This is a genomic window from Pseudomonas sp. SCB32, from assembly GCF_009189165.1.
Lineage (GTDB): Bacteria > Pseudomonadota > Gammaproteobacteria > Pseudomonadales > Pseudomonadaceae > Pseudomonas.
The window spans coordinates 320129-334306 of sequence record NZ_CP045118.1 but is presented as its reverse complement, the minus strand read 5'-3'; the positions used below and the strand labels follow the sequence as shown (position 1 = coordinate 334306).

At 64.6% G+C, this 14178-nt stretch carries 11 protein-coding genes; 2 read left to right on the top strand and 9 right to left on the bottom strand.

Annotated features, from left to right (window positions below):
- Window positions 1-42 precede the first annotated feature (42 nt).
- The 4 genes from GA645_RS01585 to GA645_RS01570 are packed head-to-tail and all read right to left on the bottom strand — an operon-like array spanning window position 43 to window position 3957.
- Window positions 43-1077 carry an extracellular solute-binding protein gene (locus GA645_RS01585; protein WP_152219323.1) on the bottom strand — a complete coding sequence of 345 codons (1035 nt, stop codon included), beginning with the start codon at window positions 1075-1077 and terminating at the stop codon, window positions 43-45.
- Window positions 1078-1096: 19 nt separating this feature from the next.
- Window positions 1097-1903: an ABC transporter permease gene (locus tag GA645_RS01580; RefSeq protein WP_178119604.1), complete on the bottom strand. Its 807-nt coding sequence runs from the start codon at window positions 1901-1903 to the stop codon at window positions 1097-1099.
- Entirely contained in the window at window positions 1903-2826 is a 924-nt protein-coding gene (locus GA645_RS01575; RefSeq protein WP_152219319.1) for an ABC transporter permease, read from the bottom strand. The genes GA645_RS01580 and GA645_RS01575 overlap by 1 nt, the downstream gene beginning before the upstream one ends.
- A gap of 12 nt (window positions 2827-2838) precedes the next feature.
- Entirely contained in the window at window positions 2839-3957 is a 1119-nt protein-coding gene (locus tag GA645_RS01570) for an ABC transporter ATP-binding protein (RefSeq protein WP_152219317.1), read from the bottom strand.
- A gap of 321 nt (window positions 3958-4278) precedes the next feature.
- On the opposite strand from GA645_RS01570, the gene GA645_RS01565 reads away from it, so the two are divergent.
- On the top strand, window positions 4279-5199 hold the full coding sequence (locus GA645_RS01565; protein ID WP_152219316.1) for a LysR substrate-binding domain-containing protein: 921 nt from the start codon (window positions 4279-4281) through the stop codon (window positions 5197-5199).
- A gap of 201 nt (window positions 5200-5400) precedes the next feature.
- On the opposite strand, the gene GA645_RS01560 is transcribed toward GA645_RS01565, so the two are convergent.
- The 4 genes from GA645_RS01560 to trxA form a co-directional block, all read right to left on the bottom strand.
- The gene (locus tag GA645_RS01560; RefSeq protein WP_152219314.1) at window positions 5401-6369 is read right to left on the bottom strand and encodes a CDP-6-deoxy-delta-3,4-glucoseen reductase; all 969 of its coding nucleotides are present in this window, start codon (window positions 6367-6369) and stop codon (window positions 5401-5403) included.
- Window positions 6370-6480: 111 nt separating this feature from the next.
- The gene (gene ubiD / locus GA645_RS01555) at window positions 6481-7947 is read right to left on the bottom strand and encodes a 4-hydroxy-3-polyprenylbenzoate decarboxylase (protein ID WP_152219312.1); all 1467 of its coding nucleotides are present in this window, start codon (window positions 7945-7947) and stop codon (window positions 6481-6483) included.
- A gap of 219 nt (window positions 7948-8166) precedes the next feature.
- Window positions 8167-9429 (bottom strand): transcription termination factor Rho, encoded by a 1263-nt coding sequence (gene rho / locus GA645_RS01550; RefSeq protein ID WP_152219310.1) that lies wholly within the window; start codon window positions 9427-9429, stop codon window positions 8167-8169.
- Window positions 9430-9680: 251 nt separating this feature from the next.
- Window positions 9681-10007, bottom strand: coding sequence for a thioredoxin TrxA (trxA, locus tag GA645_RS01545; RefSeq protein WP_015475045.1), 327 nt, complete (start codon window positions 10005-10007; stop codon window positions 9681-9683).
- 190 nt (window positions 10008-10197) lie between these two features.
- Between trxA and ppx the strand changes: the two genes are divergently transcribed.
- Window positions 10198-11700, top strand: a complete 1503-nt coding sequence (gene ppx, locus GA645_RS01540) for an exopolyphosphatase (protein ID WP_152219307.1) — start codon at window positions 10198-10200, stop codon at window positions 11698-11700.
- Window positions 11701-11968: 268 nt separating this feature from the next.
- Here ppx and ppk1 read toward each other — a convergent pair whose 3' ends face one another.
- Window positions 11969-14161, bottom strand: a complete 2193-nt coding sequence (gene ppk1, locus GA645_RS01535) for a polyphosphate kinase 1 (RefSeq protein ID WP_152219305.1) — start codon at window positions 14159-14161, stop codon at window positions 11969-11971.
- Window positions 14162-14178 lie beyond the last annotated feature (17 nt).

Here is a 14178-nt window from a genome sequence, read left to right as displayed (position 1 = left end):
CTCCCCGTCGCCCCCGCGAACGCGGGGGTCCAGCTAACGCACTCAGCGCATCAGGTTGGTCCAGACACGGTCAGCCAGGCGGATCGCGCCTTCGCCACAGGTCTGGCTGAACACCACCTTGGTGCCTTCGGGGATGTGCAGTTCAGGCGCATCCTTCAGGCCCGCATCGAGGAAGGGTTCCACACCCTTGATCGGGCTCTGGTGCTTGAGGAAGTTCTGGGTCATCGCCGAGTTCTCGGGCTTGCTCAGGAAGGCGATGAACTTCTTCGCGCTGTCCGGATGCTTGGCGCCGGCCGGGATCACCAGGTTGTCCACCCAGGCGGTCACGCCCTCTTTCGGGTAGAGGTACTTCAGGCTCGGCTTCATCTCACGCGCGCGCATCGACGAGCCACCCCAGAACATCGACATGTCGACTTCGCCCGAGGCCAGGTTCTCGCGGATCGAGCCGGCCTTGGAGCTGTAGGTCTTCACGAAGGGCTTCTGGTTCTTCAGCAGGGTCAGCACCTGCTGCATCTGCTTGGGGTCCTCGCTGCACAGCGGGATGCCCAGGTAGAGGCTGGCGGTATCGATCACGTCGCTGGAGGAGTCCAGCATGTTGATCTTGCCCTGCAGCTCCTTGGGCGGGGTGAACAGCACCGAGTAGCTGTCCATCGGGCCGCTGTACTTGGCGGTGTCCAGCACCACACTGGTGGTGCCCCAGATGAAGGGCACCGAGTAGGCGCCTTCCGGGTCCCAGGTGGGCTTCTTCAGGTTGTCCACGATGTTCGCGTAGTACGGCTGGCTGACCGGATCGAAGCGCTCCAGCAGCTTCTCCTTCACCAGGATCGGGATGAACTGGTGCGAGGGGATGGCCACGTCGTAGCCGGTGCCGCCCTGCTTGAGCTTGGCCAGCAGGGTTTCGTTGGAGTCGTAGGAGTCCACGGTCACCTTGATACCGGTTTCCTTCTCGAACTTCTCCAGGATCTGCGGCGTGAAGTAGCCGCTCCAGCTCACGACGTTCAGTTGCTCGGCGGCATGCACGTTGGCCACCAGGCCCAGCGTCAGTGTTGCCCCTACAGCAGCGATCAGTTTGCTCATCTTGTTCTCCGGAAGTGGCTCAGGCTTTCTTCTTGCCAAGCAGGTAGGACAGCGTTACGAACAGCACGGAAACACCGAGGATCAGGGTCGACACTGCGTTCACATCGGGCGTCACACCCATGCGCAGCAGGCCGAAGATGAAGATCGGCAAAGTGGTGGTGCCGGCCTGGGAGACCATCATCGAGATCACGAAGTTATCCAGCGAGACGATGAAGGCCAGCATCATCCCGGAGACAATCCCCGGGGTCAGCAGCGGCAGGGTGACCTTGCGGAAGGTCCGCCAGGGGCCGGCGTAGAGGTCGGCGGCGGCCTGCTCCAGGGACAGGTCCATGTCGTTCAGCCTGGCGCGGATCGGCAGGTAGGCGAACGGGATGCAGAACACCGTGTGGGCGATGATCAGGTTGCCGTAGCCCAGCGACAGGCCGAGGGTGGAGAACAGCGCCAGGGTGGCGACGCCGACCACGATCTCCGGCAGCACCAGTGGCAGCATGATCGCCCCCATGGACAGGCGCAGGCCCTTGAACTTCGCTCCCCGCGAAGTACCCAGCGCGGCCAGGGTGGCGATCGCGGTGGAGATCACGCAGGCACACACGGCGATCAACAGGCTGTTGCCGGCGGCCTGGCGCAGCGCCTGGTTGGCGAAGGCGCTGCGGTACCAGTCGAGGCTGAAGCCGGTCCACACGGTGGCGGACTGGTTGGCGTTGAACGAGAGCACCACCAGCACCACGATGGGCGCGTAGAGGTAGACGTAGAACAGCAGGCTCAGGGCGCCGAAGCCACGGAAATCCTGCACGCCCAGACGGCGTTTGCTCAGCAGCGACAGCATCATTCACCTCCCCGGGCGATGCGCAGGCGCTCGGCGCGCATCGCGTAGAACATCAGCACCAGCATCACCGCAGCCATCAGCACCAGCGACAGCGCCGCGCCGAAGGGCCAGTTCCGGCCATCGCTGAACTGCCGGAAGATCAGGTTGCCAAGCATCATCTTGGTGCCGCCGCCGAGCAGCTCGGGGGCGATCATCGCGCCCAGGCAGGGCACGAAGGTGAGGATGGCGCCAGCGAGAATCCCCGGACGGGCGATCGGCAGGACCACCTTGCGCAGGGTGCGGATACGCCCGGCATAAAGGTCCTGGGCGGCTTCGAGCAGGCGCATGTCCATCTTCTCGAGGGTTGCGTAGATCGGCAGCACCACGAAGGGCGCGTAGGTGTAGACCAGGCCCAGCAGCACGGCGCCGTCGGTGTACAGCAGGTCCAGCGGCTGGTGGATGATGCCGAGGCTCATCAGGGTGCTGTTGATCACGCCGGTGCCGCGCAGCAGCAGGATCCAGGCGTAGGTACGGATCAGCAGGTTGGCCCAGAACGGCACGGTGATCAGGAAGATCAGCAGGCCACGGCGGTGCGCCGGCTGCATCGCCAGCCAGACCGCCACCGGGAAGCCCACCAGCAGGGTGATGAAGGTGGTCGCGGCGGCAATGCCGATGGAGCGCAGGGCGATCACCATGTAGGAGTCGGCGAAGGCCAGGCTGTCATCGAGCTGGCGCTCGAACAGCAGCGACACGTAGGCATCGGTGCTGAAGTGCGGGTTGACCCCGCCATAGGGGTTGGCCTGCATCAGCGAGTAACCGATCACGATGAAGATCGGCACGATCAGGAACAGCCCGATGGAGGCCAGCGCGGGCGACACGCCGAGGAAGCTCCTCAGCGCCTTGCGCCGCTCCAGCGCACCGCCGGTGGTGGATATCTGGTTCATGCTCACCCCCGCTCAGTCCAGCAGGACACTGGCGCTGCCGGTTTCGAACAGCAGCCCGGCGCGTTGCCCGGCCACCAGGCGCTGACGCTGGCCGGCGCTGTTGGGCGCACGGACGGTCAGGCGGGTGCCGTCGGCCAGGCTGACCTGGTACTGCAGGTCGGTGCCCAGGTAGATCTGCTGGGCGATGCTGCAGGGCGTTGCGGACGGGTTGTCCTCGGCCACCAGTTGCAGGCGTTCCGGGCGGATCGACAGGGTGACCTCGGCGCCGACCTTCAGACCTTCGCGGCTGGCCGCCTGGATCAGCTGGCCACCGGGAATGCGGAACTGCGCGCAGTCGCCGGCAATGGCCTCGACTCGCGCCGGGAGGAAGTTGGTCTCGCCGATGAAGTCGGCGACGAAGCGGTTGCGCGGATGTTCGTAGATCTCGTCCGGGCAGCCGACCTGCTGCACCTCGCCCTCGGAGAGCACGGCGATGCGGTCGGACATGGTCAGGGCTTCTTCCTGGTCATGGGTGACGAAGATGAAGGTGATCCCAGTCTTGGACTGGATCGCTTTCAGCTCTTCGCGCATGGCCTGGCGCAGCTTGAGGTCGAGGGCGGACAGCGGTTCGTCGAGCAGCAGCACCTTGGGATGCGGCGCCAGGGCACGGGCCAGGGCGACGCGCTGCTGCTGGCCGCCGGAGAGCTGGGTCGGCTTGCGCTGGGCGAAGCGTTCCATCTGCACCAGGGCAAGCATCTCGCGGACGCGCTCGGCGACCTGCGTCTTGCTCATGCGCTTGCCCATCGGGTGGGATTCCAGGCCGAAGGCCAGGTTCTCGGCGATGGTCATGTGCGGGAACAGCGCGTAGTGCTGGAACACGGTGTTCACCGGGCGCTCGAACGGCGGGCGGTCGGCGATGTTCTCGCCGTACAGCTGGATTTCCCCGGCGGTGGGGAATTCGAAGCCGGCGATCATCCGCAGCAGCGTGGTCTTGCCGCAGCCCGAGGGACCGAGCAGGGTGAAGAACTCGTTGTCGCGGATATCCAGATCGACGCATTTGAGCGCGACGGGACCGCTGGCCGGGTCGCCGTAGACCTTGCGCACGGAGCGGATGGAAACCGCCGCCGTCTGCAGGCTGTGCAGGGCATTCATGGTGAAACCTCCGCATCCTTCCCGTCCGCCGCACACTGGCGGTCGGGGGATCTTGTAGTTGTTCTGGCAGGACTAGAGAAACGCTGGAAGCAGCGCTGGCCGTATGCTCGGCCCTGAAAATCGTGGTGCTCCTGAAGCGGATATTCGAAGAAAGGCAGTTGAGCGAAAAGCTCAATTTTCTTACATGCGGTATTAAAAAAACTAACAGCTGCGTAGGATGGGTAGAGCGCAGCGAAACCCATGCTGCTGCGGCACCGGATCGATGGGTTTTGCGCTGCTCTACCCATCCTACGAACTCAAACCACACCGAGACTCGCGCCGATGTCCATCCAGCGCCTTCCGCCGCTCAACGCCGTCCGCGCCTTCGAGGCCGCCGCCCGGCTGGGCAGCTATGTCGCGGCCTCCCGGGACCTGCACGTCACGCAGCCGGCCATCGGCCGCCATGTGAAGCTGCTGGAGGACTGGCTGGGCGTGCAGCTGTTCGAACGCACTCCGCGCGGGGTCAGCCTCACGCCTGCCGGGCAGCGCTACTACGCGAAGATATCCACAGCCCTGCAGCAGATCGCCGACGCAGGCGTTGAGCTCACCCCCAGTGGCTCGGCGCGCTGGCTGAAGATCATGGCGGTGCCGGCCTTCACCAAGCGCTGGCTGATGTCGCGCCTGGAAACCCTGCGCCAGCAACGGCCGGGCCTGAAGGTGGCGGTGGAGCCCAACCCCACCTTCACCGAGGTGGACGGCAAGAGCGCGGACCTGGGCATCGTCTACGGCCTGCCAGGCATCTACCCACAATGCCATGCGACGCTGATCCGTCCGGCGGTGTTCCCGGTCTGCTCACCGTCCTACCTGGCCGAGCATGGCCCGCTGACGAGCGCCCGCGACCTGGCGCAGCACGAGCTGATCCACGTGGACGACGGCGAATGGTGGAACCTCTGGCTGTCCACCATCGGCGTCGACCTGCGGGTAAGTCCGGAAGTGCTCTACGTCAGCAACGACCACGCGCTGTCCATGGCCGAGGCCGGCCACGGCATCGCCCTGGCCAACCTGGTGCTGGTCAAGCACCAGCTCGCCGCCGGCACCCTGGTGCGGCCGCTGGCCGAGGAAGTGCCGCTGGAGAGCTACCAGCTGCTGCTGCCGCCGGGACCGGTCAGCGCCGACGTGGCGTGGTTCGAGGACTGGATTCGGGCGGCGTTGCAGGAGGAGTTTTCCACCAGCGCGGCCCGCGTGACTGATTCGACTGAATAGCCAGGCGGAGCGCCGAAGACAGTGCGTCCAGCTCGGCGAGGTGTCCCAACAAAGCGCCAGGCGGCGGACGTGATGTGGCGCGGCACAACAGGGGAGTTTTCCCCTCGCGCCGCGGGGCTGAGTCGGCTGCATGGCTAGGCGGAGCGCCGCAGACAGTGCGACTAGCACGGCGAGGCGCTCCAACGACGCCAGGCGGTCGAATCAGCCCCGCGGCGCGTAGGCGAAGACGTCGGCGCGCATCTGATGCGGGTCCATGCCCGCCGCGACCAGCGCATCGAGGGTGCCGTAGACCATCGCCGGCGAGCCGCTGGCATAGACCCGCAGACCGGAGAGGTCGGCGAAGTCCTCGCACACCGCCTCATGCAGCAGGCCGCAACGCCCCGCCCAGCCGCACATATCACTGACGATCTTGTGCAGATACAGATTGGGCACGCCCTGCCACTGTTCCCAGTGCGGCAGCTCGTAGAAGTCGTCCGGGCGACGCACGCCCCAGTACAGGTGCACCGGGTGGCTGAAGCCCGCGGCGCGGCAGTATTCGATCAGGCTGTGCATCTGCGCCATGCCGGTGCCGGCGGCGATCAGCACCAGCGGACCGTCCGGCAGGTCGGCCAGGTGGGCATCGCCGAATGGCATCTGCACGCGGGCGAAGCGGTCACGCTGCAACTGCGCCAGCAGGTCGATGGCGCTGTTCTCCCGGGCCAGGATGTGCAGCTCCAGGTCACGCCCTTCCTGCGGCGCAGAGGCCAGGGAGAACGCAGCCGGCTCGCTGCCGTCGCGCTCGATCAGCAGGTATTGCCCGGCGTGGTAGCGCGGCGGCTTGCCGGCCGGCGCGCGCAGACGCACGCGCCAGACATCGCCGCCCACCGGCTCACAGAGGGTCAGTTGGCAGGACAGCTTGCGCACCGGCAGCTCGCCGGGGGCCAGCACGCCGTCCCAGTGCAGCACGCAGTCTTCCAGCGGCTCGGCCAGGCAGGTGAAGAATTCGCCATGGTCGCGCACCTCGCCGTCCTGGCGCACACGCCCCTCCACCAGCAACGCCGCGCAGATATGGCAGTTGCCGTTGCGGCAGCTCTGCGGGCACTCGTAGCCCAGGCGCCGCGCGCCATCGAGGATACGTTCGCCGGGCTTCAGCTCGAGCTGGGCGCCGGAGGGTTGCAAGGTCACTTTCAAGCGTTGTTCTCGTTCTTTTTTTGTTTTGCAGGAGCGAGCTTGCTCGCGAACGTTGGTTCGCAGTGGCGTCTGGTTCGCGGGCATGGCCCGCTCCTACAGGGGGCAGCCTCGTCAGTCGATGCCCAGGCTCGCCCAGATCTCATCGACACGGCGGGTCACCGCCGGATCCTTCTCGATCACCCTGCCCCACTCGCGGCTGGTCTCGCCCGGCCACTTGTGGGTGGCGTCCAGGCCCATCTTCGAACCCAGGCCAGAGATCGGCGAGGCGAAGTCGAGGTAGTCGATCGGCGTGTTGTCGATCATCACCGTGTCGCGCTTGGGGTCCATGCGCGTGGTGATGGCCCAGATCACGTCGTTCCAGTCGCGGGCGTTGATGTCATCGTCGGTGACGATAACGAACTTGGTGTACATGAACTGTCGCAGGAACGACCACACACCCAGCATCACGCGCTTGGCATGGCCGGGGTACTGCTTCTTCATGGTCACCACCGCCATGCGGTAGGAACAGCCTTCGGGCGGCAGGTAGAAGTCGGTGATCTCGGGGAACTGCTTCTGCAGGATTGGCACGAAGACTTCGTTCAGCGCAACGCCGAGGATCGCCGGCTCATCCGGCGGCCGGCCGGTGTAGGTGCTGTGGTAGATCGGTTTCTGCCGGCGGGTGATGCGCTCGACGGTGAACACCGGGAAGCGGTCCACCTCGTTGTAGTAGCCGGTGTGGTCGCCGTAGGGGCCTTCATCGGCCATCTCGCCGGGATGGATCACCCCTTCGAGGACAATCTCGGCGCTGGCCGGCACCTGCAGGTCATTGCCGATGCACTTGACCAGTTCGGTCTTGTGCCCGCGCAGCAGGCCGGCGAAGGCGTATTCGGAGAGGTTGTCCGGCACCGGCGTCACGGCGCCGAGGATGGTCGCCGGGTCCGCGCCCAGGGCCACGGCCACCGGGTAGGGCTTGTCCGGGTGCTTCTGGCACCACTCACGGTAGTCCAGCGCGCCGCCACGGTGGCTGAGCCAGCGCATGATGACCTTGTTGCGGCCGATCACCTGCTGGCGGTAGATGCCGAGGTTCTGCCGTTCCTTGTTCGGCCCGCGGGTGACAGTCAGGCCCCAGGTGATCAGCGGCGCAACGTCGCCGGGCCAGCAGGTCTGCACCGGCAGCTTCGACAGGTCGACGTCGTCGCCCTCCTCGATCACTTCCTGGCACGGCGCGTCCTTCAGGACCTTGGGTGCCATGCTGATGACCTTCTTGAAGATCGGCAGCTTCGACCAGGCGTCCTTCAGCCCCTTGGGCGGCTCCGGCTCCTTGAGGAAGGCAAGCAGCTTGCCGATTTCGCGCAGCTCGGAAACGTCCTCGGCGCCCATGCCCAGCGCTACGCGCTCGGGCGTGCCGAACAGGTTGCCGAGCACGGGGATGTCGTAGCCGGTGGGCTTTTCGAACAGCAGGGCCGGGCCCTTGGCGCGCAGGGTGCGGTCACACACCTCGGTCATTTCCAGAACGGGGGAAACCGGCGCCTGGATGCGCTTGAGCTGTCCACGCTGCTCCAGGGCGGCGATGAACTCGCGCAGGTCGCGATACTGCATGAGAGTCTCGATGCGAAGGTGAAGATGCGACAGTTTAGCCGCTAACAACACTTCGCAGAAACACGAAGGCCGGGTTTCCCCGGCCTTGTGGCATCTTGAAGCGCATAGCGTCGCTGACAAATCCGAGCGAAGCGGTTCTGGCTAGGCGCCTGGCCGCAGACAGTACATCTCGTACGGCAAGGCCAGGCAACAACGCCAGAACGGATTTGTTGGCGACGCTTACTTGCCGCGCTTCATCGAGTCGAAGAACTCATCGTTCGTCTTGGTCTGCTTGAGCTTGTCGAGCAGGAATTCGACCGCGGCGATCTCGTCCATCGGGTGCAGGATCTTGCGCAGGATCCACATACGCTGCAGCTCTTCCTCACCGGTGAGCAGCTCTTCGCGACGGGTGCCGGAGCGATTGATGTTGATCGCCGGGAACACGCGTTTTTCCGAGATGCGGCGGTCGAGGATGAGTTCCGAGTTACCGGTACCCTTGAATTCCTCGTAGATCACTTCGTCCATCTTCGAGCCGGTTTCGATCAGCGCGGTGGCGAGGATGGTCAGCGAACCGCCTTCCTCGATGTTGCGCGCGGCGCCGAAGAAGCGCTTGGGCTTTTCCAGGGCGTGGGCGTCGACACCACCGGTGAGCACCTTGCCGGAGCTGGGGATCACGGTGTTGTAGGCACGGGCCAGACGGGTGATGGAGTCGAGCAGGATGATCACGTCCTTCTTGTGCTCGACCAGGCGCTTGGCCTTCTCGATCACCATCTCGGCGACCTGCACGTGACGGGTCGGCGGCTCGTCGAAGGTGGAGGCGACCACTTCGCCGCGCACGGTGCGCTGCATTTCGGTCACTTCTTCCGGGCGCTCGTCGATCAGCAGGACGATCAGGTGGCACTCGGGGTTGTTGCGGGTGATGTTCGACGCGATGTTCTGCAACATGATGGTCTTGCCCGCTTTCGGCGGGGCGACGATCAGGCCGCGCTGGCCCTTGCCGATCGGCGAGCAGAGGTCAATCACACGGCCGGTGAGGTCCTCGGTGGAGCCGTTACCGGCTTCCATGGTCAGACGCTTGGTCGGGAACAGCGGAGTCAGGTTCTCGAAGAGAATCTTGTTCTTCGCGTTCTCCGGACGATCGAAGTTGATCGAGTCGACTTTCAGCAGTGCGAAATAGCGCTCGCCTTCTTTCGGCGGACGAATCTTGCCGATGATGGTATCGCCCGTGCGCAGGTTGAAGCGCCGGATCTGGCTGGGCGAGACGTAGATGTCGTCGGGGCCGGCCAGGTACGAGGAATCGGCGGAGCGCAGGAAGCCGAAGCCGTCCTGGAGAATCTCCAGCACGCCGTCGCCGGAGATTTCCTCACCGCTTTTCGCGTGCTTCTTCAGCAGCGCGAAGATGATGTCCTGCTTGCGCGAACGAGCCATGTTTTCCAGGCCCATGGCATCGGACATTTCCAGCAATTCGGCAATCGGCTTTTGCTTGAGTTCGGTCAGATTCATAGAAGGGGACGTAAATACGCTGAAAGGGGAAAAGGGAACAAGCGTGATGCTTGAAGAGCCGCGCCGTAGATGACGGACAGGATCGCTTGGAATTCGAATAGGAAGTGCGTCGGCGACGGCTTGCAGGGAACAACGTAAATCAACGTTGTGCGCCCGAATTTAACACCCGAGTTTCGGAGCGTCTAGGGAAAAATAGCGGTAAAAAGAAAAAAGCCCCGCTGATTTGCGGGGCTTTTCAAGCAGGCTTCGACTCAGATGTTGCTGTCGAGGAAGGCTGCCAGCTGGGACTTGGACAGTGCGCCGACCTTGGTCGCTTCGACATTGCCGCCCTTGAACAGCATCAGGGTCGGGATGCCGCGCACGCCATACTTCGGCGGGGTGTCCTGGTTCTCGTCGATGTTCAGCTTGCAGACTTTCAGCTTGCCCTGATAGTCCTTGGCGATCTCGTCGAGTACCGGGGCGATCATCTTGCACGGGCCGCACCATTCGGCCCAGTAGTCGACCAGCACGGGACCGTCGGACTTCAGTACGTCCTGCTCGAAGCTGGCATCGGTAACATTGACGATATGTTCGCTCATGTATTCTCTCCGTCAATCGGATGCGAAAAAGTGTCCGTCATCATATCCCGCCTCGGCCCGCACCGAAAGGCACAGCTGATTGAGTCTATCTATCGCTGATGCGGCATTCGCTGATCGGTGACACCCTCTTCATTGGCACTCTTTGCCTAAAATGGCAGGATGTCTCCTGTATTTCTCCGGACCTCCAAACATGCCCTATACCCCAGCCAAGACCTTTCCCTTGATCGCGGCCATCGACCTCGGCTCGAACAGTTTCCACATGGTTTTGGCGAAGGCCGATCACGGCGAGATACGCATCCTTGAGCGGCTTGGCGAGAAGGTCCAGCTGGCCGCCGGCATCGGCGAAGACCGCATGCTCACCGAAGAATCGATGCAGCGCGGCTTCGATTGCCTGAAGCAGTTCGCCCAGTTCATCAGCGGCATGCCGCCGGGCTCGGTACGCGTGGTGGGCACCAACGCCCTGCGCGAAGCGCGCAACCGCGGCGAATTCATCCGCGTCGCCGACCAGATCCTCGGTCATCCGGTGGAAGTCATCTCCGGCCGTGAAGAAGCGCGTCTCATCTACCTGGGCGTTTCGCACACCCTGGCGGACAATCCGGGCAAGCGCCTGGTGGTGGACATCGGCGGCGGCAGCACCGAGTTCATCATCGGCCAGCAGTTCGAATCGCAGCTGCGTGAAAGCCTGCAGATGGGCTGCGTGAGCTTCACCCAGCGCTACTTCAAGGACGGCAAGATCACCCCGGCACGCTACGCCCAGGCCTACACCTCCGCGCGCCTGGAGCTGATGAGCATCGAGAACAGCTTGCGCCGCCTGGGCTGGGACGAGGCGGTGGGTGCCTCCGGCACCATCCGCGCAATCTGCCTGGCGATCCAGGCCGGCGGCCACGGCAATGGCGAGGTCAACCCCGAAGGCCTGGCCTGGCTCAAGCGCAAGATGTTCAAGGCCGGCGAGGTCGAGAAGCTCGACATCGACGGCATCAAGCCCGACCGTCGGCCGATCTTCCCGGCAGGCATGGCGATCCTCGAGGCGCTGTTCGACGCCCTCGAACTGAGCCGCATGGACCACTCCGAAGGCGCCCTGCGCGAAGGTGTGCTCTACGACCTGCTCGGCCGTCACCACCACGAGGACGTCCGCGAACGCACCATCGGCGCGCTGATGGAGCGTTACCACGTTGATCCGGAGCAGGCCACCCGCGTCGAGGTCAAGGCGCTGGAATCGCTGGGCCAGGTGGCCGACGCCTGGGAGCTGAAGGACGAATGGCACCGCGAACTGCTGATGTGGGCCTCCCGCGTCCACGAGCTGGGCCTTGATATCGCCCACTACCACTACCACAAGCACGGCGCCTACCTGCTCGAACACTCGGACCTGGCCGGCTTCTCGCGCCTCGACCAGCAGACCCTGGCGCTGCTGGTGCGCGGCCACCGCCGCAACATCCCGGCGGACAAGTTCAACGAGCTGGGCGACGAGGGCGACAAGCTGATCCGCCTGTGCATCGTGCTGCGCTTCGCCATCCTCTTCCACCACATCCGCGGCACCCAGGAAATGCCGGCGGTGGCCCTGAAGGCCTCCGCCAAGAGCCTGAGCATACGTTTCCCGAACGGCTGGCTGGCGGCCAACCCGCTGACCCAGGCGGACTTCGAGCAGGAGGCCGGCTGGCTCTTGCGCGTGGGGTATTCGCTCAGCGTGAGCTGACCTACGCCGCTTCACATGCAGGCCGCAGCGCGAGAGCGCCGGGGTCTTTTCGTTGGTGCGGACCAACGAGGATGTGGGAGCCCTGTAGGAGCGGGCCATGCCCGCGATAGGCGCCCCCGGGGCGCCTGGCGTCTCCCGCACCGATCAACCCCATGGGAGCGGACTCCGCGCGGCGGCTTCGCGGGCATGGCCCGCTCCTACAACGGCGGCCACGCGCCCATAAAAAAGCCCCGCCGCGAGCGGCAGGGCTTTTGATGGCACTCAGGGATCAGCGCGAACTGATCACCGGCGTGCACAGGCGCTCGAGCAGTATCGCCTGGGAGTTGCGGGCGTTCTGGTTGCCGCTGGGGCTCTGGCGCACGTAGCTGCCGTCGGCCTGCAGCACCCAGGCCTGAGTGTTGTCAGCCAGATAAGACTCCAGCTCCTTCTTCACCCGCAGCACGAGCTTCTTGCCCTCTACGGGGAAGCAGGTCTCGACGCGCATGTCGAGGTTGCGCTCCATCCAGTCGGCGCTGGAGAGGAACATCTTCTCTTCACCGCCATTGAGGAAGTAGTAGATCCGGCTGTGCTCGAGGAAACGGCCGATGATCGAACGCACCTGGATGTTGTGCGACACACCGGGCACGCCCGGACGCAGGCAGCACATGCCACGCACGACCAGGTCGATCTTCACGCCGGCCTGGCTGGCCTTGTACAGCGCGCGGATGACCTTCGGGTCGGTCAGCGAGTTGACCTTGGCCATGATCTGCGCCGGCTTGCCCTCGGCAGCCTGGGCGGCCTCGCGGTTGATCATCTCCAGCAGGTTCTTCTTCAGGGTGAAGGGCGCGTGCAGGAGCTTCTTCATGCGCAGGGTCTTGCCCATGCCGATCAGCTGGTTGAACAGCTTGTGCAGGTCCTCGCAGAGGGCCACGTCGGCGGTCAGCAGGCTGTAGTCGGTGTACAGGCGGGCGTTGCCGGCGTGGTAGTTGCCGGTGCCCAGGTGCGCGTAACGGCGCAGTTCGCCGTCCTCGCGACGCAGGATCAGCATCATCTTGGCGTGGGTCTTGAAGCCGACCACGCCGTAGATCACCACGGCGCCGGCCTGCTGCAGGCGGCTGGCCAGCTGCAGGTTGGACTCTTCGTCGAAGCGCGCCCGCAGCTCGATCACCACGGTCACTTCCTTGCCGTTGCGCGCGGCTTCCACCAGCGCGTCGACAATCTCGGAGTTGGCGCCGGAACGGTACAGCGTCTGCTTGATCGCCAGCACGCTGGGGTCCTTGGCGGCCTGGCGCAGCAGGTCGATCACCGGGGTGAAGGACTCGAACGGGTGCATCAGCAGCACGTCGAGCTTGCCCAGGACGTTGAACAGGTTTTCCTTCTTCTGCAGCAGCTTCGGAATCGCCGGGGTGAACGGCGGGTACTGCAGTTCCGGGTGGCTGGCCAGACCGGTGACGCTGAACAGGCGGGTCAGGTTGACCGGGCCGCTGACCTTGTACAGCTCGTTCTCGGACAGGCCGAACTGCTTGAGCAGGTAGTTGGACAGGTGCGTCGGGCAGGTATCCACCACTTCCAGGCGCACGGCGTCACCGTAGCGGCGCGAGAACAGCTCGCCGCGCAGCGCGCGGGCCAGGTCCTCGACGTCCTCGGCGTCCACCGAGAGGTCGGCGTTACGGGTCAGGCGGAACTGGTAGCAGCCCTTCACCTTCATGCCGTGGAACAGGTCGTCGGCGTGGGCGTGGATCATCGAGGAGAGGAAGACATAGTTGTCGCCGGCACCGGCGACCTCTTCCGGCAGGCGGATGATCCGCGGCAGCGAGCGCGGCGCCGGGATGATCGCAAGACCGGAGTCACGACCGAAGGCGTCCAGGCCCTCGAGCTCGACCATGAAGTTCAGGCTCTTGTTCACCAGCAGCGGGAACGGGTGGGTCGGATCGAGGCCGATGGGGGTGACGATCGGCGCGATCTCGTCGCGGAAGAAGCGACGGACCCAGGCCTTGATCTTCGGCGTCCAGTAGCGCCGGCGGATGAAGCGGATGTCGTGCTTGGCCAGCTCCGGCAACAGGATGTCGTTGAGGATGCTGTACTGGCGGGCGACCTGTTCGTGCACCTGCTCGCTGATGCGCGCCAGCGCCTGGTGCGGCAGCAGGCCGTCGGCACCGGCCTGTTCGCGGGCAAAGGTGATCTGCTTCTTCAGGCCGGCGACGCGGATCTCGAAGAATTCGTCGAGGTTGCTGGAGAAGATCAGCAGGAACTTCAGGCGTTCCAGCAGCGGGTAGGACTCGTCCAGCGCCTGTTCCAGCACGCGGATGTTGAACTGCAGCTGCGAGAGCTCGCGATGAATGTAGAGGGCACTGTCGTCCACGTTGATCGCAGGGGCGGCCACCTCCGGAGGAGGTGGCGTCGCCTCGGTGGTCTCGGCCACGGCGATTTCAGTGGTGTCAGCTTCGAGAAGTTCGGTTTCGCTAAGGCCTTCGGTATTCATCGCAATTCTCGTCGACG